At 44.7% G+C, this 20,493-nt stretch carries 21 protein-coding genes and 1 tRNA gene; 11 read left to right on the forward strand and 11 right to left on the reverse strand.

Annotation, left to right across the window (positions count from 1 at the left end; all coding sequences use genetic code 11):
- Positions 1-252: 252 nt before the first annotated feature.
- From GTQ38_RS07780 to GTQ38_RS07800, 5 genes are all read left to right on the forward strand, one after another.
- A complete protein-coding gene (locus tag GTQ38_RS07780) occupies positions 253-1,104 on the forward strand; it encodes a peptidyl-prolyl cis-trans isomerase (RefSeq protein ID WP_238857852.1) in 852 nt (283 codons plus the stop codon).
- Positions 1,091-2,539, forward strand: coding sequence for a peptidylprolyl isomerase (locus GTQ38_RS07785; RefSeq protein WP_161434933.1), 1,449 nt, complete (start codon positions 1,091-1,093; stop codon positions 2,537-2,539). Before GTQ38_RS07780 ends, GTQ38_RS07785 begins: the two co-directional genes overlap by 14 nt.
- Before the next feature lie 4 nt (positions 2,540-2,543).
- A complete protein-coding gene (locus GTQ38_RS07790; protein WP_161434934.1) occupies positions 2,544-3,497 on the forward strand; it encodes an AAA family ATPase in 954 nt (317 codons plus the stop codon).
- A gap of 187 nt (positions 3,498-3,684) precedes the next feature.
- The gene (locus tag GTQ38_RS07795; RefSeq protein WP_161434935.1) at positions 3,685-5,961 is read left to right on the forward strand and encodes an aconitate hydratase; all 2,277 of its coding nucleotides are present in this window, start codon (positions 3,685-3,687) and stop codon (positions 5,959-5,961) included.
- A 75-nt stretch (positions 5,962-6,036) separates the two neighbouring features.
- A complete protein-coding gene (locus GTQ38_RS07800) occupies positions 6,037-6,597 on the forward strand; it encodes a TlpA family protein disulfide reductase (RefSeq protein ID WP_238857853.1) in 561 nt (186 codons plus the stop codon).
- On the opposite strand, the gene GTQ38_RS07805 is transcribed toward GTQ38_RS07800, so the two are convergent.
- Genes GTQ38_RS07805 through GTQ38_RS07820 form a run of 4 tightly spaced genes read right to left on the reverse strand, consistent with a single transcriptional unit; the run spans position 6,564 to position 10,280 of the window.
- A complete protein-coding gene (locus GTQ38_RS07805) occupies positions 6,564-7,049 on the reverse strand; it encodes a sterol desaturase family protein (protein WP_161434936.1) in 486 nt (161 codons plus the stop codon). The genes GTQ38_RS07800 and GTQ38_RS07805 overlap by 34 nt on opposite strands.
- Position 7,050: 1 nt before the next feature.
- Positions 7,051-7,890, reverse strand: a complete 840-nt coding sequence (locus tag GTQ38_RS07810; RefSeq protein WP_161434937.1) for a phytoene/squalene synthase family protein — start codon at positions 7,888-7,890, stop codon at positions 7,051-7,053.
- A gap of 14 nt (positions 7,891-7,904) precedes the next feature.
- Positions 7,905-9,362: a phytoene desaturase family protein gene (locus tag GTQ38_RS07815; RefSeq protein WP_161434938.1), complete on the reverse strand. Its 1,458-nt coding sequence runs from the start codon at positions 9,360-9,362 to the stop codon at positions 7,905-7,907.
- 18 nt (positions 9,363-9,380) lie between these two features.
- A complete protein-coding gene (locus GTQ38_RS07820; RefSeq protein ID WP_161434939.1) occupies positions 9,381-10,280 on the reverse strand; it encodes a MerR family transcriptional regulator in 900 nt (299 codons plus the stop codon).
- A 177-nt stretch (positions 10,281-10,457) separates the two neighbouring features.
- Between GTQ38_RS07820 and GTQ38_RS20970 the strand changes: the two genes are divergently transcribed.
- Entirely contained in the window at positions 10,458-10,736 is a 279-nt protein-coding gene (locus GTQ38_RS20970; RefSeq protein ID WP_238857854.1) for a hypothetical protein, read from the forward strand.
- Positions 10,737-10,747: 11 nt separating this feature from the next.
- Positions 10,748-11,452 carry a 3-keto-disaccharide hydrolase gene (locus GTQ38_RS07825; RefSeq protein WP_161434940.1) on the forward strand — a complete coding sequence of 235 codons (705 nt, stop codon included), beginning with the start codon at positions 10,748-10,750 and terminating at the stop codon, positions 11,450-11,452.
- Positions 11,453-11,457: 5 nt separating this feature from the next.
- Here the strand turns inward: GTQ38_RS07825 and GTQ38_RS07830 are convergent, their stop codons facing one another.
- Positions 11,458-12,708, reverse strand: coding sequence for an NAD(P)/FAD-dependent oxidoreductase (locus GTQ38_RS07830; RefSeq protein ID WP_161434941.1), 1,251 nt, complete (start codon positions 12,706-12,708; stop codon positions 11,458-11,460).
- Positions 12,709-12,959: 251 nt separating this feature from the next.
- A tRNA-Leu gene (locus tag GTQ38_RS07835) sits at positions 12,960-13,043 on the reverse strand.
- A 383-nt stretch (positions 13,044-13,426) separates the two neighbouring features.
- On the opposite strand from GTQ38_RS07835, the gene GTQ38_RS07840 reads away from it, so the two are divergent.
- Together GTQ38_RS07840 and GTQ38_RS07845 are read left to right on the forward strand one after the other, a co-directional pair.
- A complete protein-coding gene (locus GTQ38_RS07840) occupies positions 13,427-14,209 on the forward strand; it encodes a patatin-like phospholipase family protein (protein WP_161434942.1) in 783 nt (260 codons plus the stop codon).
- Between the two features lie 13 nt (positions 14,210-14,222).
- Positions 14,223-15,023 (forward strand): DUF6544 family protein, encoded by an 801-nt coding sequence (locus GTQ38_RS07845; protein ID WP_161434943.1) that lies wholly within the window; start codon positions 14,223-14,225, stop codon positions 15,021-15,023.
- Positions 15,024-15,026: 3 nt separating this feature from the next.
- On the opposite strand, the gene GTQ38_RS07850 is transcribed toward GTQ38_RS07845, so the two are convergent.
- Positions 15,027-15,296 (reverse strand): heavy-metal-associated domain-containing protein, encoded by a 270-nt coding sequence (locus tag GTQ38_RS07850; RefSeq protein WP_161434944.1) that lies wholly within the window; start codon positions 15,294-15,296, stop codon positions 15,027-15,029.
- A gap of 8 nt (positions 15,297-15,304) precedes the next feature.
- The gene (locus GTQ38_RS07855; protein WP_161434945.1) at positions 15,305-15,730 is read right to left on the reverse strand and encodes a hypothetical protein; all 426 of its coding nucleotides are present in this window, start codon (positions 15,728-15,730) and stop codon (positions 15,305-15,307) included.
- Positions 15,731-15,886: 156 nt separating this feature from the next.
- On the opposite strand from GTQ38_RS07855, the gene GTQ38_RS07860 reads away from it, so the two are divergent.
- Positions 15,887-16,738: a universal stress protein gene (locus GTQ38_RS07860; RefSeq protein WP_161434946.1), complete on the forward strand. Its 852-nt coding sequence runs from the start codon at positions 15,887-15,889 to the stop codon at positions 16,736-16,738.
- Between the two features lie 4 nt (positions 16,739-16,742).
- On the opposite strand, the gene GTQ38_RS07865 is transcribed toward GTQ38_RS07860, so the two are convergent.
- The 3 genes from GTQ38_RS07865 to GTQ38_RS07875 are packed head-to-tail and all read right to left on the reverse strand — an operon-like array spanning position 16,743 to position 19,861.
- Positions 16,743-17,420, reverse strand: coding sequence for an ABC transporter ATP-binding protein (locus tag GTQ38_RS07865; RefSeq protein ID WP_161434947.1), 678 nt, complete (start codon positions 17,418-17,420; stop codon positions 16,743-16,745).
- A 9-nt stretch (positions 17,421-17,429) separates the two neighbouring features.
- Entirely contained in the window at positions 17,430-18,692 is a 1,263-nt protein-coding gene (locus tag GTQ38_RS07870; RefSeq protein ID WP_161434948.1) for an ABC transporter permease, read from the reverse strand.
- Complete coding sequence (locus GTQ38_RS07875; protein ID WP_238857855.1) at positions 18,689-19,861, reverse strand: efflux RND transporter periplasmic adaptor subunit; 1,173 nt, start codon at positions 19,859-19,861, stop codon at positions 18,689-18,691. The genes GTQ38_RS07870 and GTQ38_RS07875 overlap by 4 nt, the downstream gene beginning before the upstream one ends.
- Positions 19,862-20,058: 197 nt before the next feature.
- Here GTQ38_RS07875 and GTQ38_RS07880 point away from each other — a divergent pair, with 197 nt between their 5' ends.
- Positions 20,059-20,490: a doxx family protein gene (locus tag GTQ38_RS07880; protein WP_161434949.1), complete on the forward strand. Its 432-nt coding sequence runs from the start codon at positions 20,059-20,061 to the stop codon at positions 20,488-20,490.
- Positions 20,491-20,493: the final 3 nt, after the last annotated feature.

The raw sequence follows: 20,493 nt of genomic DNA on the forward strand, positions 1-20,493 counted from the left end.
ATGTCTTCGCTCTGGACAGTTACAAATAGCATAGCGGGTATTGGTAGGTCCAAAGTTTTATGCTAACGAATGTGTTAACGAGAAGGAATAACGACCTTAAAGTTTACCGCGACCTTAAGGATGATAAGACTTGCGCTGTTTTACAACATTCTCAAAGTGTTAATACCTAAGTCAAATCCTTGTGTACGATTTTGTAATGCTTATTTTTGCCCAATGCATTTTTTGAAGCATTCCATAAAAATTACAGCTTTTTTGTCTGGAGTTGTCGCCCTATTTTTTGCACTCTCATGCGAAGGCATATGGAAAAAAGACACAGATAACACCCCACTGGCCAGGGTAGGAGATACCTATCTTTACAGGGAAGAGGTGCAGGCTCTGTTGCGTGATAATATCTCCAAAGAAGACAGCGCCTCATTCGTATCCAACTACATCAATACCTGGGCTACTAAACAACTTTTACTGTCTAAAGCGAAGATCAATTTGTCTGAAGAAAAGCTGGCTGAATTTGAACGTCTGGTAGCTAATTACCGTACGGATCTTTATACCAGGGCTTACAAGGAGGCGTTGGTACAGCAGTCCGAAGATACCACGATCAGTACTGCACAATTGCGGGATTTCTACGACAAACAAAAGGAAAACTTTAAACTGAAGGAAAAACTGGTTAAGCTCCGATTTGTAGAACTTCCAAACCAGTTTTTGAACAAAGACGAGGTTATAGAAAGACTGAAACGTTTTAATTCGGAAGATCTGATGTATCTGGATTCCATCGGAGTGCAATTCAAAAAGTTAAATTTTAATGATTCACTCTGGATCCGGGCTTCAAGGGTGATAGAGGAAGTACCACCACTGAACCTGGAGAATCAGGACCGATACTTAAAAAAATCACAATTTTTTGAATTGGAGGATGCATCGGGAGTATATTTGGCAAAGGTAACGGGTGTCCTGAGGGTCAATGACATCGCCCCTTTGTCCTACATTGAACCCACTCTTAGGCAAGTACTTTTGAACAGGAGGAAGTTAGAATACATAAGAAAATTAGAAACTGATATTATTGATGAGGCTACGAGAGAAGAAGAATTTGAGGTTTATTATGAACAGGACTAGAGCACTGCTTTTTTGGTCCTTTTTACTTTCCATAGTCACCGGATTTTCACAGGTGCGCGATTCTATTGCAGATATCCAGGTTGAGCCCCCGGCAGCTCCTATGGAGGCCAGCGCGGAAGTTAAGAAGGATTCCAGCGAAACCCTAAAAAAGGTAAAACTTGACGGAATTTCAGCAGTGGTAGGAGATTACGTAATTCTGGATTCCGATGTGGAAAAAGCCCTCATTGACCTGCGCAACCAGGGAGCCTCCACCGAAGATATTACGCACTGCAGCCTGCTTGGAAAACTGATGGAGGACCGTTTGTATGCGCACCAGGCGGTACAAGACAGTATTCTGGTGTCCGATGATGAAGTTAACGCTACCAGTGACCGCCAACTCCAACAATTGGTACAGCAGGTAGGATCTATGGAAAAAGTCCTGGATTTCTATAAGAAAGAAACCGTAGAAGATTTCAGGGAAGAGTTGTACAACATCAACAAGCTGCGCATGCTCTCCGAGCGAATGCAGCAGAAGATCGTCGGAGATATTGAGGTTACCCCGGAAGAAGTAAGACAGTTTTTTAATAGAATACCGGAAGATGAGCGCCCGGTCTTTGGTGCGGAACTGGAGATCTCCCAGATTGTCAAACAACCGGAAATTCCGGAAGTGGAGAAACAGCGGGTGATAGACAAATTGAACGAAATTAAGGCGGATGTGGAGGATAATGACGCTAAGTTCAGCGTTAAAGCCATCCTCTATTCTCAGGATCCCGGATCCAAACCTAAAGGTGGTTTTTACAGCATGACACGCCAGACCCCCTTTGTAAAGGAGTTTAAGGATGTCGCTTTTAGCCTGAGGGAGGGTGAGATCTCAGAACCTTTCGAAACCGCTTTCGGCTATCATATTATTTATATAGAAAAAGTAAGAGGACAGGAACGGGATCTGAGGCATATCCTTATTCAACCTGAGGTTCCTCAAAAGGCCATAGAAGAAGCCAAGACAGAACTGGACTCCATTCGCAAGCACATCATTGAAGGGAAGTACACTTTTGCCGAGGCAGCGCTTAATTTTTCGGATGAAAAAGAGACCAAATTCGATGGTGGCCTGCTCCGGAATCCGACCAATTTCGATTCCCGTTTTGAGCTGACCAAGATGGACCCAACACTGTACAACCAGGTGCGGAACCTGAAAGACAACGAAATATCGTATCCCCTCCTTGAGGCAGACCCCAGGGGAGGCCCTCCAAAATACAAGATCCTTAAGGTTACCAACCGATACGATGAACACGTAGCGGACTTTGCCAGAGACTATCTTAAGATCCAGGAGCTGGCACTAAGGGAGAAGCAGTTCAAGGCCATTAAAAAATGGATGGATGAGCATATTGAAGACACCTATGTGAGTGTAAATGGAGATAACAAGGGCTGCGATTTTGCAAACAACTGGGTAAAGGAATAAGTGCATGTCCGACGTCGCAGCGATCCAAAGTTTAGTAGAAAAACACCAGGAATTAAAAAAGGAGATTGCCAAGATCATCGTTGGCCAGGAAGTGGTCATAGACCAAATCCTTTTGTCTATCTATACCGGGGGTCACTCCTTGCTTATTGGAGTACCCGGACTGGCTAAAACGCTTATGGTCAATACCATCGCTCAGACACTGGGGTTGGATTTTAAGCGCATTCAATTCACTCCGGACCTCATGCCCAGCGACATTTTGGGCAGCGAAGTACTGGATAAAGACAGAAACTTTAAGTTTATCAAAGGTCCGGTTTTCGCTAATATTATCCTGGCGGATGAGATTAACCGTACACCTCCAAAAACCCAGTCGGCTTTGCTCGAAGCCATGCAGGAAAGGGCAGTGACCATTACCGGGAAACAGTATAAGCTGGAGCTCCCGTATTTTGTTCTGGCCACCCAGAATCCCATCGAACAGGAAGGGACTTACCCCTTGCCTGAGGCCCAGTTAGACCGATTCATGTTTGCCATTGAACTAAAGTACCCATCGGTGGCCGAAGAAATGGAGATTGTAAAGTCTACCACCAACGATGAATTCCCTGAAGTACAAGCGCTTTTCTCAGGTGAAGAGATCCTGGCCTTACAACATTTGATCCGTAGGATCCCGGTTCCGGACAATGTGGTGGAATACGCGGTAAATCTTGTAAACAGGACCAGGCCCACCCTAAGCAGTTCTCCGGACCTGGTTAAGCAGTACCTTGATTGGGGAGCAGGGCCAAGGGCCTCACAAAACCTGATCCTCGGGGCCAAGGCGCATGCGGCCATCCACGGCAAATTCTCTCCGGATATCGAGGATGTCAAAGCAGTGGCTATGGGGATACTCAGGCACAGGATTATCAAGAACTACAAGGCAGAAGCAGAAGGTATTACCGAAGAAGACCTGATCCGCAAGCTCTTATAGCTCAATTTTTTTTGAATTTTGATAGCATTTTGATAAAAAGTTGGGTTAGTTAAACACCATCTTCTCAGGGAAGACTTACCCCTTTTTACAATTCCGGAAAATTACCGCTTTGCAAGGCTCAAAAGTTTTATTACCTTCCGTTTTTTAGTATTTTTGGAGAACTGCATTAATAGAAAATTTATAGTATATGGCTTTCGATATTGACATGATCAAAAAGGTTTATTCCGGGATTTCTGAACGTGTGGATAAGGCACGTGAGATCGTTGGTAAACCGCTTACGCTTTCTGAGAAAATTTTGTATTCCCACCTCTGGGATGGGATGCCTTCAAAAGCCTTTGAAAGGGGTAAGGATTATGTTGATTTTGCACCGGACAGGGTGGCTTGCCAGGATGCTACGGCCCAGATGGCCTTGTTGCAGTTTATGCACGCCGGAAAACCCAAAGTGGCTGTACCTACAACAGTACATTGCGATCACCTTATTCAGGCAAAAGTTGGAGCAGAAGCGGATTTGATGCGGGCAAACCAAACAAGTAATGAGGTATTTAACTTTCTGGAGTCTGTATCGAATAAATACGGCATTGGTTTCTGGAAACCGGGTGCGGGCATCATTCACCAGGTAGTTCTGGAAAATTACGCCTTTCCCGGGGGAATGATGATAGGTACGGATTCTCACACCGTAAATGCAGGAGGCCTGGGCATGGTAGCCATAGGTGTTGGTGGGGCTGATGCGGTGGATGTTATGGCTGGAATGGCCTGGGAATTAAAGTTCCCTAAACTTATCGGAGTTAAACTTACCGGAAAACTGTCCGGATGGACAGCACCCAAAGATGTCATATTGAAAGTAGCGGATATTCTTACCGTGAAAGGAGGAACAGGCGCCATCATCGAATATTTCGGAGAGGGAGCCACCTCCATGTCCTGTACAGGTAAGGGTACCATTTGTAATATGGGAGCCGAGGTAGGTGCCACAACCTCTACCTTTGGCTATGATGATTCTATGGACCGCTATTTGAGGGCCACCGATCGTGAAGATGTCGCGGATGCCGCGAACGAGGTTAAGGAGTACCTTACCGCTGACCCTGAGGTGTATGCTGATCCTGAAAGCTATTTTGATCAGTTGATCGAGATTAATTTATCCGAGCTTGAACCACATCTTAACGGACCTTTTACTCCGGACCTGGCTACCCCGATTTCCAAGATGAGCGAAGCGGCTAAGGAGAATGATTGGCCTCTTAATGTTGAGGTCGGCTTAATTGGCTCCTGTACGAATTCCTCTTATGAGGATATTTCAAGAGCAGCCTCACTGGCCAAACAGGTGGCAGACAAGAATCTTAAAACAAAATCCAAGTTCACCATCACTCCGGGATCGGAGCAGGTGCGATACACCATAGAACGCGATGGTTTCATAGATACTTTCAACAATATCGGGGCTACAGTCTTTGCCAATGCCTGTGGTCCTTGCATAGGGATGTGGGACCGTTATGGAGATAAAGCCGCGGACGGCCCAAGAAATACTATCGTGCATTCCTTTAACCGGAATTTTGCCAAAAGAGCAGACGGGAATCCCAATACACTGGCTTTTGTAGGTTCTCCGGAACTGGTTACGGCCATAGCTATTGCAGGTCGTTTGGATTTTGATCCCTCTACGGACACCCTGATCAACGAAGACGGGCAGGAGGTTATGCTGGACGAACCCAGGGGTTACGAGCTTCCACCGGAAGGATTTGACGTTGAGGACGCCGGTTATATCGCTCCGGAAGAGGATGGAAGCGGGGTAGAAGTAAAGGTTGATCCGGCTTCAGAACGCTTGCAGCTATTAGAACCTTTTGTACCCATTAGTACGGAAAGTCTGCAGGGCATGAAACTCCTGATAAAAGCCTATGGAAAATGTACCACGGATCACATTTCTATGGCAGGACCATGGCTTCGTTACAGAGGGCATCTGGATAACATAGCGAATAATACGCTTATCGGTGCGGTGAACGCCTACAATATGAAAACCAATTTCGTTAAGAGTCAGCTTAATGGAGAGTACGGCGGCGTTCCGGACGCTCAGAGAGCTTATAAGAATGAAGGGATAAAGACCATAGTGGTGGGAGACCACAACTACGGAGAGGGTTCCTCCAGGGAGCATGCGGCCATGCAGCCGAGGCATCTTGGGGTTGCGGCAGTGCTGGTTAAGTCTTTCGCGAGGATCCACGAGACCAACCTGAAAAAGCAGGGTATGCTGGCCCTTACATTTGCCAATGAAAGCGATTACGACCTGATCCGGGAAGATGATACTTTCAATTTTGTGGATATCACTGACTTTGCCCCGGGCAAACCGTTAACTATTGAGGTGGTGCATGCGGATGGAAGCAAAGTCAATATCATAGCGAATCACAGCTACAACGCTTCTCAGATTGAATGGTTCCGTGAAGGATCCGCCTTGAATTTGATTAAGAAAGAAAGCGCTGCACAATAAGCGGCGGCAAATAATATTAGAAAACTCCCGGAAATCAGCGGGAGTTTTTTAGTTTTGAACAAATCCCTAATTCGCATGCGCATCAAGAAAAAGACGCTTCTCAATATCCTGCTTATTGCTTTTGTTCTTTCTTTCTTCGTAACTCCCTTAGGCCATCAGGGCAAGCTTTTCTTAAACCGGCTATTTTCCTTCAGCCCACCAGTAATAGCGCAAGCCGAGCGTGAACAGATTACGGACTACAATTGGACATTGAAGGATCCGGAATGGAACTTTTTTAACTTTGAGCGTTCCCGTGGGAAAGTCGTTTTTATGAATTTTTGGGCCTCCTGGCGCCTACCGAGCGAAGCCGAACTGAAAAGTGTTCAGGCTTTGTATGACCGCTATGGGGATAAAGTAGATTTCTATATTATTACGGATGAAGAGCGCCCGCCGGTTGAAGAGTTCCTGGCCAAAAACGGTTTTACCTTTCCCGTAACTTACCTGATCATAGGAGAAAGGGCTCCTGTAGTCACTGAAGAGCCACCAAGGTCTTATATTATTGATAAGGATGGTTATGTGGTAGTGTCTAAAGACGGTATTGCCGATTGGGACAATTCTAAGGTCTATGCTCTCTTTGATGAACTTTTAGGGGAATAGGAGGTATTCCGGAAGTACTTAAAAGGTACGATAAGCATCCCGAAACATTCGCCGTCCTCTTTACCCAAATGCTTGTGGTGGATCTTATGCGCTCTGCGCACGCCCCGGGCGTACCAGTTATTCGCATTGCGGAAAAGCTTAAATCTCTGATGTATAAATATGTCGTGCACCAGGAAATAGGCGATCCCGTAGGCAAGGATCCCAAAGCCCAGAGGCCAGCCATACCAGAATGCTGTATTGGCCGCAAAGTAGAAGCAGGTCATACTGACAACTGCATAGAATATAAAAAAGGCGTCATTTCGTTCAAACCAGGAATCGTGATCTTTTTTGTGATGATCCTGGTGAAGACTCCAAAGAAATCCGTGCATGATATACTTATGAGTGAACCATGCCATAAATTCCATCCAGCAAAAGGTGGCCAGAAAGATCAATATCCAAAGCGCTGTATTCATATTATACCAAATTCAGTTTGTAATTTACATATGATCTTGCCAATAGCCCGAATTTTTGATAGTTCGGGACGCGAATACGGGTATTCTTGATTTCTGCCGAAGGGGTCTTTCTTAACTTCTGCAACAGCTTATAGTAATACTTATAGGCGGTATACACCCCGAAACGGGCCTCATTTGGTAGTTTTACGATACCCTCGTAACCCTTTTTAAAATCGGCCTCTATTTCACGGACTATGGAAGCTTTTGAAGCCTCGTCCAGTTCTTTCAGGTTGGTATTCGGGAAATAGGAACGGTTCAGGTCTTCAAAATCTGCTTTCAGGTCTCTTAGAAAATTGACTTTTTGGAATCCGGAACCCAAAGCCATGGCAGAATCCTTCAGGGATTCGTATAATTCATTGTCACCCTGTACAAATACTCTCAGGCACATCAGGCCTACCACATCTGCTGATCCGTAAATATAGGCCTTGAATTCCTCTACCGTACGGTATTCCGTCTTGTTGAGATCCATTCGCATACTCTTTAGAAAAGCCTCAACAAGTTCATGCGGAATTTCATACTTGTGATAGGTGTCCTGGAAAGAATTCAGGATTGGGTTTAGACTGATCTTCTGTGCCAAAGCATCCTCCAGGTCTGCCTCAAAATTTTGGAAAAGCAGGACCTTGTCATAATCGTGGAAAGTATCTACGATCTCATCAGCAAATCTTACGAACCCATAGATGTTATAAATGTCTCTTCGTATGGAAGTGTCAAGCATCCTTGTCGCAAGTGCAAAAGATGTGCTGTAAGACTCTGTCACCAGCTTACTGCAATTATAAGATACTTTGTCAAAAACAGTCTTCATCCTCTAATTAGCTATCATTTGGTTTTCATCATCAGATCCGATACCAATTTACCGGAAATCAATGAAGGGGGTACACCAGGCCCGGGCACGGTTAACTGTCCTGTAAAATACAGATTTTTTACTTTTTTGCTGCGTAAACCGGGCCGGAGAAATGCTGTTTGAGACAACGTATTTGCCATACCATAGGCATTTCCCTTGTAAGAATTATACTGCTCTACAAAATCGTTCACGCAAAAGGACTCCCTAAAGATAATGTTATTTTTAACGTTTTGCCCGGTACGATCCTGGAACCGATTCAAAATAAGTTCAAAATATTGCTGACGCAGCTCCTGGCTGTCTTCCAGCCCGGGGGCAAGAGGAACCAGGAAGAAGCCGGTTTCACAGCCTTCGGGAGCCATTGCGGGGTCTGTAACCGAAGGGAAATTGACGTAAAAAAGCGGGTTTGAAGGCCATTTGGGATCATCGTAGATCTCCGATGCATGTTTTTGAAAGTCAGTGTCAAAAAAGAGGTTGTGATGCTCAATATTTTTAAGCTTTTTATCAAAACCGACATAAAACAACAGAGAAGATGGTGCAAAGGTCTTCCGCTCCCAATACTCCTCGGAATACTGCCGGTTCATCTTATCCATAAGGGTTTCCGTATGATGGTAGTCCGCACCACTCAGCACAACATCTGCCGGGATAAAACTGCCGGCAACCTCTATTCCTTTTGTAATTCCCCCTTCCACCACAATTTTCTCAACCGGGCTATTGGTATGAAATTTTACCCCCAGTTCTGTAGCCAGTTTTTTCATTCCCAATACGATCTGGTACATACCGCCCCTGGGGTGCCAGGTACCCAAACCAAAATCAGCATAGTTCATAAAACTGTAAAATGCCGGTGTTTTGCTCGGTTTGGCACCTAAGAATAGTACCGGGAACTCCAGCGTCGCAATCAATTTGGGGTTTTTAAAGCCCTTTCGGACCTCTCCGCTGATGGTCTTAAAAAACTGATCCAACCGCACTACGGTATCTTTGGTAACCAGTTCTAATGGAGAAATACCTGGCCGGTAAACTATTTCGTCAATGGCGATCCTGTAGTTCTCCCGGGCCTTGTTGATGAATTTCTTTAAGGGCGTGGAGCTGCCTTTTTCAATACGCTCAAACTCCTCGCTTATGGAGTCCAGGCCCTCTCCTATGGTGATCTCATCGTCGGCGAAGAATATTTTGTAAGCCGGATCCAGTTTGTCAAGAATGTAGTAATCCTCCGTCTTTTTATCGAAGTCGTTAAAGAAACGCTCAAAAATATCAGGCATCCAATACCAACTAGGACCAATATCAAAAGTGAATCCCTCCCGGATCAATTGTCCTGCCCTGCCGCCTACACTGCTGTTTTTTTCGTAAACCTCAACATTATAGCCGTATTTAGCCAGGTAACAGGAAGCAGATAGTGCGGAAAATCCGGACCCGATAATGGCAACTTTTTTATTCATAATTATCTAAAAAAGTTCCTACAATGCGAGTCCCAATTCATCTATAGATCCAAAGGTTCGTATAAATGAGGGCATTTTGTCCTTGTCCAGGAACTGGGTCTGCCTTCCCAGGATCCAAAGCTGGGAGTCTCCTTGTTTCTGAAGTTTTCGGGTAAAATCTTCAATATATTTATCCAATCTGTCCTTGGTGGGTACTACGGTGAAATAGGATAAAAAATAAAGATTATCGTAATATTTGTGGAGATCTACAAGGCTTTCTATAGGCATAGTCTGCCCGAGATAAATAGTCTTGTATCCACGGATTAGGATCTCGTAATTGGCGAAAAGCAACCCGATCTCGTGGATCTCATTCTCTGGCAGAAATAGTACAAATACCTTGTCTTTTTTAGTAGGTTCTATGGCTTGCAGTTTTTCAGTACTGCTGTATATTTTTTGTTTGATAAGGTTGGTGATGAAGTGCTCATGCGCAGGACTTATGGTATCCGTCTGCCATAACAATCCCAATTCCTGTAAAAGTGGCATGAAAAACTCCCAGAAGATCTCACGGAATGAACGATCTTCCAGCAAGCTGTTGTAGGTCTGTTGAAAGAGGGATTGATCAAAATTGATCATCGCCAGCTTAAAAGCGTTGATCGCGTGGTTCTTTATGCTATTCTGAGCAACGATTTCCCTGACCGCGAGCGGGATCTCTCCTTCCGGTATTTTTGCGATCTTAGATATCTTATGTCCGTGGTTGTAGAGCAGTGTTATGTTTAACAACTTCTGCAGGCTCGCAAGGCTATAGGTCCTGATATTGGTGGTGGTACGTTCAGGAGCCAGAAGATCGTAACGTTTTTCCCAGATCCTTATAGTATGCGCTTTAATGCCTGAAAGATTTTCCAGGTCTCTAATACTGAAATGTTTCTTTACATTGTTCATCTTTTGATCATAAAGATTAAACAAATCTACAACTTTTATATTTGGATTGTATCAACCACACGTTAAAATTTTTTTAATCCTTTTTTGGCCAAGGCTCCATCCCTGCTTTGTTTTTTGAAAATGTGGAGGTTAAATCTGCTAAAATGGATATCTTTAGGCGATTATCCAATAACAAAAATGACTAAAAAAACAGGGCAAACTAGGAAACAATTCCTAAAAAGGCCTGGAGCCGGATCACTGGCTATGGCAGGTATGCCCGCCATGCTTCAGGCAACGGATACAAAAAATCATATCAGCCTTAGACGAAAGCAGATGCTACCTCAGGAAGAAACCGTATTTGCCGTGGAGGACGTCATGTCTGGTTACAGGGCTGCAGCCCCGGCTTTAGGCTGTAATGATAGCTACTATCAGGACAAAGCGATTAAATGGGACCCTGTTAACATCAAGCTGCTCTAACAACCATCATTATGAATGGAAAATTGATCTTTTTTGGCCTGGCCCTGATCCTTTTGGGATGCAAAGAACAACAAAAGGACAAAGTATCCCCCGATCCCGAAGAAAAAGAACCGCAGTGGATATCACTGATGGATGCTTCTCAATGGCGGGGATATAATATGGATTCGCTTCCTGAGAAATGGGTTGTTAAAGACAGCCTGATCACCTGCTTTGGCGACGCCGAAGCAGAGGGTGGGGATATCATAAGCAAAGAAACTTATGACAATTTTGAATTGAGCCTGGAATGGAAGATCAGCGAGGCCGGAAACAGCGGTATCTTCTATCACGTGGTTGAAGATACTCTTTATGGTTCTGCTGCTTCCACTGGTCCGGAGTACCAGATCCTGGACGATGTAGGGTTTCCGGAACCTATTGAAGACTGGCAAAAGACCGGAGCAAATTATGCCATGCATACGGCCAATGCTAAGAAAAAACTCAAAGCAGTAGGGGAGTGGAACTCCAGCAGAATCATTTTTGACCGAGGCAAGGTGGAACATTGGCTCAATGGGGAAAAGATCGTGGAGTTCGATAAGAATTCAGCGGATTGGGATGAGCGACGTGAAGCCGGTAAATGGAAAGACTACCCTGCATACGGCAAAACCAATGACGGCCATTTTGCACTACAGGACCATGGGGCCGGGGTATGGTTCCGCAAAATTAAGGTAAGGCGACTTTAGCGATGCTAGAATCGACGTTCCGGGTGAAAACCATCCAAAGCCATTGAGGTTTTCTGACCATCGATGAGTTCGGCGATCAGTTTGCCTGTGGCCGGACCAAGGCTCCAGCCCATCATCGCATGGCCTGTGGCGATGGCCAGGTTGCGGTACTTTGAGGTCCTCCCGATATATGGCAAACCATCAGGCGATACCGGTCTCAGGCCACATTGCGCCTGGTCCATTTCTTCAGGTTTTACTTCAAAATCTACATAATAATCGGAAGCTGCCTTGGCGATTGCTCTCACCCTTTCCGGGCGAATTTTGTGATTGATACCCGAGAGTTCCATCGTGCCTGCAAAACGAGTGAACCCACGCATGGGTGTAACCGCTACTTTGGCTTCCATAAGGATTGCCGGAATGGTGACTGGAGTGGGCCTGCTCACATTGATGCGGTAACCTTTGCCAGGCTGCACTTCCAGTTTTATGTTTAATTTTTTGGCCAGTTGCTGACTCCAGGATCCCGATGCCAGAACGATCTCGTCTGCCTCATAACTTCCTTTTTCGGTAACCGCTGCCTTAACTACCTCACCATCTGTTATGAAACGTTCAACTGCTTCTCCCTTGTGGAATAGAACACCTGCTTTAAGCAGGTATGCCTTTAGTCTTTCCATGATCTCATCAGGAGAGCTGTGGGCGTCGCATTCGTAGTGGATGGCGCCCCGGATTTCCGGGCTTAGACCCGGCTGCAGTTTTCCGAGTTCATCCGCCGTAAGCTCACGGGCCTCAAGACCCTGATCGATGGCGCGGTTCATTACCTCCCGCTCGTGGTTTCCTTCTCCAGGGGTTTTAAAAAGCATTAGCAGTCCGCGTTTTTCCAGGTGAAAATCGCCCATTTCCCCAGAGTCGTGCATCTCGGTATACAGTTCTTTGCTCAATAGGTTAATGTCTTTTATCAGTGGGATGGCTTTTTCTACATGGGCCCTGGTGGAGGAAGTATTAAAATACCATGCCCAGCGGATAAAGTCCATATCCAGACGAGGTTTCATATAAAAGGGACTACTGCTGTTGAACATCCATTTGATGCCCTTGGCCATCATTCCGGGAGAAGCCAAAGGAATAATATGGCTGGGGGTCAGGTAACCCGCATTGACGTAAGAGGCCCCGGCATTCATTTCCGATTTGTCAATAACAATAGGCTGATGGCCTTGTTTTTGAAGGTAATAGGCGCAACTTAGCCCTACGATACCGCCACCTATGACTATAACCCTTTTTCCCATTGGCATTTGAAAAGTGTAAATGTAGAATTTCAGGACTAAAAAAACCCCTTATTTGTCCAAAATAAGAGGCTTTGTACCCGGGATGGGAATCGAATACTGACGCGAGGTCAGCATAGGGATCCAAACCACATTGTACCCGGCATGGGAATCGAATACTGACGCGAAGTCAGCATACGGACCCAAACCACATTGTACCCGGGATGGGAATCGAATGCTGACGTGAGGTCAGCATACGGACCTAAACCACATTGTACCCGGGATGGGAATCGAACCCACACGCCCTAATGGACACATGGCCCTCAACCATGCCTGTCTACCAGTTCCAGCACCCGGGTATACTTTAAGAGTGCAAATTGGGTTTGCAAATATAAGAACATGCTTTTCACTAAAAAACTTTAGATGGATTTAATTCTTCGCCAGACAATGCCGGCTTCCAATCATCCTTAAAGCCAATTCAAAGAGGGCTCGTTTATACCTGACGACGTGATAATTATCATTTCAATTTTTACACCGATGGACTAGTTTTAACACGCTGCGTTGCGAACTGAGATACACCGGTCTTTTTTGAGAATTAACTTCTTTATCGGTCGGTATTCTCACTCGAGTTAGGGGCACCTATTACCCTTTACCTTATTTGACGCTTAACCTGGATTTCCAGGGTTTTGATAACGGTCTACAGGCCTTGAACACTGTTTTACCTTCTTAAAATTATCCGATTATGAATTCAACAATTGGACTTGTGCTCTCCGGAGGCGGATACAGGGGAGTTGCTCATATAGGGGCGATTAAGGCCCTTGAGGAGTTCGGGATTGTCCCCAATGTAATTTCAGGAACCAGTGCCGGAGCACTGGTAGGAGCTTTATATGCAGCCAATTACAACCCGGAAGAGATGTTGGCCGCATTTAAGAGCATCAAGCTTTTTGGATTCTCTCGCTACGCGCGCAAGCAACCTGGATTTGTAGACTCCTCTTCTTTTGAAGGCTTTTTACACGATTATTTTCCGGACAATTCTTTCGATTCGCTTTCAAAAAAACTCTTCGTTACAGCTACGGACCTATTATCAGGTAGAGCAAAAGTATTCAGGGATGGAGAATTAATTCGTACCATTCTGGCCTCCGCGGCTTTCCCGGGCATCTTTACTCCGGTCAATATCGCGGGAGACCTATATGCAGACGGCGGCATTCTGGATAATTTTCCAATTCAGCCGGTGAGCTATTGCAATAAGATATACGGAATCTATGTGAGCCCTGTTAAGCCAATGCAGATAGCAGACTTTAAACACTCTTATGACGTGGTAAACCGCGCTTTCCAATTGAGGATGCACCAGTCTTCACGTCTGAAATTCAGACTGTGTGACATGGTGATTAATCCGCCGGAGTTGGGAGACTACCGCATATTCAACTCTAATCACATAGACGAACTTTTCGAGATTGGTTACAGGAGTACTTTTATGGAACTTCAAAAAAAAGCCTCTGAACAACACTATATGGAGGAATACTAACTCGATATAAAAGATGCGCAAAATGATCTGGCTGTTAATAGGACTTGTTCTCATATTGATACTTACCTCCTTTTATGGGTATTGGCGTTTCAACCATACCGTTGAAAAGGAAAAAGAAGCCTTTCTCAACAGCCAGGGAAAGAAGGAAATGAAAATTACCATCAAAGATCTGGACCACCTTCCCCATCTGATGCAGGAATACCTTAAAAAGGTTGGAGTGCTCGGTAAATGCAGGGATTGTCATATCGTTTTCAAGCAGATCGGGCGCATAAGATCAAAACCGAATCAAAGATGGACCCACTTTAACGCAACGCAATATATGACGGCAGAACCCGCAGGATTCCTGTGGAGTGCCCAGGCATTTCCCATATTTATCCGGGATAAAAGTATTGAAGGTAAAGGAGAGGTAAAAGTCAGTTTTATGGGGCTGAAGAACCTGGCGATTTCTTCTGATCCTGAGACAGACCAAAGTGCCCTGGCCCGATGTCTGGGCGAATACCTTTTCTATCCGGTGGGATTTTTAAACAAGGAGATTAGCTGGGAAGTGATGGATGCGCGTCAGCTGAAGGCTAAAATGACCTATAAAAATACCGCTGTTGAAGGGGTATTCCAATTTGATGACGATGGCTTGTTGGAGCGATTCCGGACACAAAGGTATAGGGAAAAAACCCTGACCGATTTTACAGGACTTGCCGAAGAATACAAACTTATCCAGGGCTATTACGTGCCTACAAGGATGCGGGCAATTTGGAATTTGCCAGAAGGAGATTTCGAATACTTTAATTGTACTATCAGCGACTACCGAATTGAATAAGGGCTACTTTAAAAACCTCCCGGTGGCACAGCTCAGATAGGAGCGGGCTTTCTGCCCAAAGCTGTTCTGATCATCTACCGTCGGGTACCCCAGACTTGAGAGAGCCTCTTTCGCACAGGATAAACCGCTATCCTCAGCATAATCAAAGGATACCAAAGACCGGGTTTCGTCAATGACCAGGTTTTCCAGGCTTCCTATTTTGGCCAACTTACGCCGAATGCTTTCAGCACAGCCTCCGCACTTCAAATTCTGTATTTCTAGACTTGCTTTCATGGGATTGATCAAGATTTGAGTAGACTGGGAAGCTCTTCACTGTCCATGATGTATTCCGTTATTTTGAAGACCTCCTTCCGGTTTGCCCTAAAGGATTTTACAAATCCGGTGAATTCCTTTTCCAGTTCTTCACACTCTTCGCGGCTCAGCTCCGGCTTTTTGTCTTCAGGGGTCTCCATCATTGATGCGATATGATGCATTTCCGATTTTACAGCTTCCAGCAGTTCATTGCATTTTTCCTTAAGCTGGGCAATTTGAATTCTGAGTTCCTTTACCATATCCAGATTCTCTCTTTTGGTGATCCAGATAAAATACTTGTCTATAAGATGATGTAGAAAGCGCAGGTCGTCTGTATAGAAATCAAGGTCAGATTTCCAATGCTCAAGTAAGACGTAGCGTTCTGCCCAATCTATTCCGGGTTTTGTAGGGGTCATAATTGTAATTTTTAATACTGAAAGTAAATTTAAGCCTCAATCTTCCAAATGGGAATGACAATAATCATGGATCTTCTTATTGAAGCTGAGCGGTGTCATTTTTTTTGATTTAAAAACGAAATAGTTTCGTTGGAACGAATCTTTTAGAGAACTGAAATGAAGCATGTACTTGTTGCTACAGATTGTAATACATATACCACCGCCGTGCTCCAATACGCCTTTTCTTTGAGTAAGGCTTTAAAAAGTACGCTTAGCGTGTTGCATGTTTTTGAACTTCCGCCTATCCAGCATGAAGTGATCAAGGATCGCGATCAGTTGCTAAAAAGCTTCCGTAAAGAACAACTGGGGGTACTTAAGCACTACTGCGAGGAACATCTGGGTCTGCCTGAAAACCGCGAAGGAGTTGAAATGCATCTCGATGCGGTGGATCACTATTCGGTTTCCGAGGCCATTTTAGCCAAATCAGAAGAGGTTATGGCGGATCTTATTGTGGTTGGGATGAAGGAAAAGCATACCCTCCGTGGCTTTTTTTCAGGAAACATAGCCAATCAACTTTTGAGCAAGAGCATGGTTCCGCTGTTGATTGTACCACCCGACCATAGTTTTTCCAGCCTTCAACATATTGTCTACGCCTCAGACTTTGAAATGGAAGATATTTTTGTGCTAAAGAAACTGGTTGGGATAGCAGAAGTCTTTGAAGCGGATATTACCGTTGTTCATGTTCCTGTTGAGGATGAGTACTCAGGAAAGGATCAGATGCAGTGGTTTGAAGAGCTGCTCAGGCAGGAAGTGAACTATCCTAAGATTAGTTTTCAGCTTCCTGTGGCTACCTCTGTGCCACTTGGTTTGAAATCGTTTATGGAAAGCAGTAATGCAGATATACTTGCCATGCTGGAACGCAGCGAGAAAGGATTGTTCAAAAAGCTATTTGAGGGGGACACCGTAAAAAAAATGGAATCAAAAATTCGCATTCCGTTACTCAGCTTTAACTGCAGAAAGTCGTCATGAGCGATTAATCCGGCAATATCCTGCCGTCTTCCATTACAATGATCCGATCTGTTCTTTTTGCAAAGTCTATATCGTGCGTAACTACCAGTAATGAAAGTCCTTCTTCTTCCTTTAGTTTCTTAAAGATCTGGAATACGTTTTCCGCATTGTAGCTGTCCAGGTTACCCGTAGGTTCATCGCCCATTAAAATAGAGGGATTATTGATAAGTGCACGGGCAATGGCCACCCTTTGCTTTTCCCCGCCGGAGATCCTTGAAGCCCTTTTTTTGGCCAGATTCCCTATATTCAGCATATCCAGTTTTTGTTGGGCGTCGTGGATAATCTCTTCCTCACTTTTAAGTCCTAATTTTTTGGCAGGAAGCATCACGTTTTCAATGACACTGAATTCGGATAATAAATAATGGAACTGAAAAACGAATCCGATGTGTTCATTCCGGATCCTGGAGAGTTCCTTATGGTCTTTTCCGGTTACAAGCTCTTCGTTGAGGTAGAGATTACCCTCGTAGTCCGTATCCATGGTGGAAAGGATGTATAAAAGGGTAGACTTACCGCAGCCTGATTTTCCCATAATGGAAGCGAATTCTCCCTTTTTGACATTAAAAGAAATGTCCTTAAGTACATGGAAATCTACCGGTTTCCTAAAGTGTTTGTTGATATTTTTGGCCTCCAGAACAGTATTCATACCCCAGCCTTATGTTCCTCTTATGATACGGACCGGATCAATGCGTTTGGCTTTTTTTGAAGGCAGATATCCCGCTATAAAAGTGGAAATCAGTGCAAAGGTGATACCAATCACGTAATAGCCCGGATTGTAGTTGATCGGATAAGTGGTGATGGTAGGCAAGGCTTCTGTCTCAAAGGCAATGCCATCTATAAGGCTGGAAAGTCCAAAGCCTATAATAAGACCCAATAGACCGCCAATCACCCCAATAATAATCGCCTGACTCATAAAGATCATCTGTACATCAAAACCGGAAAAACCGGTAGCCTTTAAAATGGCGATATCCTTCATTTTTTCGTAGATGAGCATATTGAGGATGTTATAAATTCCGAATCCGGCCACAATAAGAAGGGTCACCGAAACGGCATAAGTGATCAGATTTCGGATGTTGCTTCCGGTCTCAAACTGCGCATTGGCTTCTTTAATGTCCCGGGCTTTGATCTGAAATTGCTTTTCCAACTGCCTGGCCATAAGGATAGCTTCGGAAAGGTTGTGCAGCTTTACATTGATGTCTGTAATATAATTTTCAGCCTCTCCTAATATGCGCTGTACCGTCTTTAGATTAGCGAAACTGCGCGCATTGTCTACATCGGCGAGCCCGCTTTGGTATATACCAACGATTTTAAGCGGAAAGATATCTCCCTGAACCGTACTGATCTGCACGCGATCTCCAGGACTAAGCGACATTTTTTTGGCGAGCCCGGCGCCGAGAAGAATACCATTCTCATTATTGTTTAACGCCTGAGGACTACCTTCCACAATGTAGTCCTGTATGTTAGATAAACGTACCTCCTCCATGATATTCACCCCGATGAGGTTACCTCCGAGTTCAATAGAGCCGGAAATGTAGAAGATCTGCGCGTTCAATTGGGGAGCCGCTCCTTTTACTTTTTCATCCTCCCGGAGATAGTTCAGAATGGGTACGGCATTGTGGATCTTACGTTGACTCTGTTTGGGTTTTACGGAATGCACAATATTCCAGGCATCTTCAAACGGGGTAAATTTTTCTATGGGTTGTTCCTCAGAAGGTTCAATCTCATTGTACAAATGTACGTGAGGTGTCTGATTGAGTATCAGATCGTCTAACATCCCGTTAAGACCAGTCATAAAGCTTACCAGGGTAATATAGGCACCAATTCCAAAGGTCACTCCCAGGGAGGCGGTCACTGTAGATTTCATCTTGGTCAGAAGATGGGTTTTCGCAATGCCAAATATTACCTTCCAGTTGATCATTCTTCCGGTTTTAGGATGGATGTACCGGCATCTATGCCTGAAACGATTTCGATGCTGTCCAGGCTTTGGAGACCCGTTCTAATGTCCTTCAGACCTTCCTCTGTGCGAACCTGACCATTAGCCGTAAGATAGGCCTTGGGTATGATCAGGGCCTTCTCTTTTCTGGCAACCACGATATTCCCCTCACCGGCAAGGCCGGGATATAAGACTTCCGGTGGCTTTTTGAAAACAGCCTCTACCTTAAAGGTCTGAGAACGCTCGTCCTTCCGGGGATAAATCTTGCTTACAACGGCTTCAAAAACCGTATTTTCATAGGCGTCCAGAGTGATCAATGCCTGATCCCCCAGCTGCAGTTTTACGATATCCACCTCATCTACGAGCATTTCAATCACGAATTTATCCGAACTGCCTACGGCGGCCACCGGTTCCAATGTGCTGACCAGTTCGCCTGGATTTTTGTACAGCGCATAAACGGTACCGTTTATTTTACTACTAACTGTAAAATCTTCCGTTGAGATCAGGGAGGTCTGGTAGTTGTTCTCTGCCTGTCTAACCTTGGTTTCAAGTTCGTGCCTTGTCCTCTCGTAACTGCTTTTGAGAACAGAAAGCCTGCTGGCAGAAAGTTCAAAGGCCAGTTTACGATTATCGTATTCCAATTTAGATCCTATCTGCTGCTCCCATAGGTTCTTTTGCCTGAAATAATTTATGGAATCATTCTTAAACTGCAGTTCCGCCGCAAGTATCTCATCCCTCAAAGAGGTAAGTACCGCGTTGTTCCCGCTGAAGTTCTCCATTGCAAGTTCCAGGTTTAACCTCGCATTCCTGGAGTTTAACTCAGGGGCACTGTTAATGATTTGCAGGATTGGGGTCCCTTTTGCCACCGAATCCCCTTCTTCGAGTAAATTCTGCTCAAGTATGCCTGCCACCGCAGCATGCGCCTGATACAGGCTGTCTGGTTGTACGGTGACAGAAGAATAAACGGATTCTGTAATGGATCTTTCAACCGGAAAGATCTTCTCTTCTTCCGAATTACAGCAAGTTGCGGTTAAAACAAATAAAATCAGGACGATGGGTCCTGCAATTCTCTTAAAAGATGACATCCTGTTTAAAGTTGTACCTGAGAAACGAAAGTATTTCCAAACAGCGGTAAAGCCTATGATGGAGATCATATTTTTGCAACTAAAATCCCTGGACTAATCGTTTGCATCGGAGATGACAAGCATGAAGTTAAAAAGAAATTATGGAATGGCTAAGGAGGTATAAGCCGATCCCGGTAAAGGCTAAATAACAAAACGCGAAAAATAAAATATGACAAATGTCATCTTTTAAGTTCTGAGCTGTGTTTAGCTTAGGCCCAGACTTTGTTATGAAAGAACTAACCGCCAGACTAACCAGGAGCCTTAAGAGTAGAAATGCCAGCGCAATAGCTGTTGGTATTGTATATCTGTGGTTTGGCGCTTTAAAATTTTTTCCGGGGGTCAGTCCTGCGGAAAGCCTGGCCAAAGAGACACTTACTTACCTCACTCTGGGTTTCCTGTCTGAAGGTTTTTCCCTTTTATTGCTCGCATTACTCGAAGTGACCATTGGCTTATTGCTGATTACGGGTTGGTTCAGAAGGCGGGCACTTCAAATCGCCGTAGGTCATATTCTACTGACGTTTACGCCAATGCTGTTCAGTCCGGAACTGGTTTTTTCAGAAGTACCCTTCGGACTTACCTTGCTAGGTCAGTATATCGTAAAGAATGTGATCATATTCAGCGTGCTCCTCTTACTCCTTAATCAGCAAAAGGAAGCGTAGGCA

Origin of the sequence: Poritiphilus flavus, from assembly GCF_009901585.1 — a bacterium.
GTDB lineage: Bacteria > Bacteroidota > Bacteroidia > Flavobacteriales > Flavobacteriaceae > Poritiphilus > Poritiphilus flavus.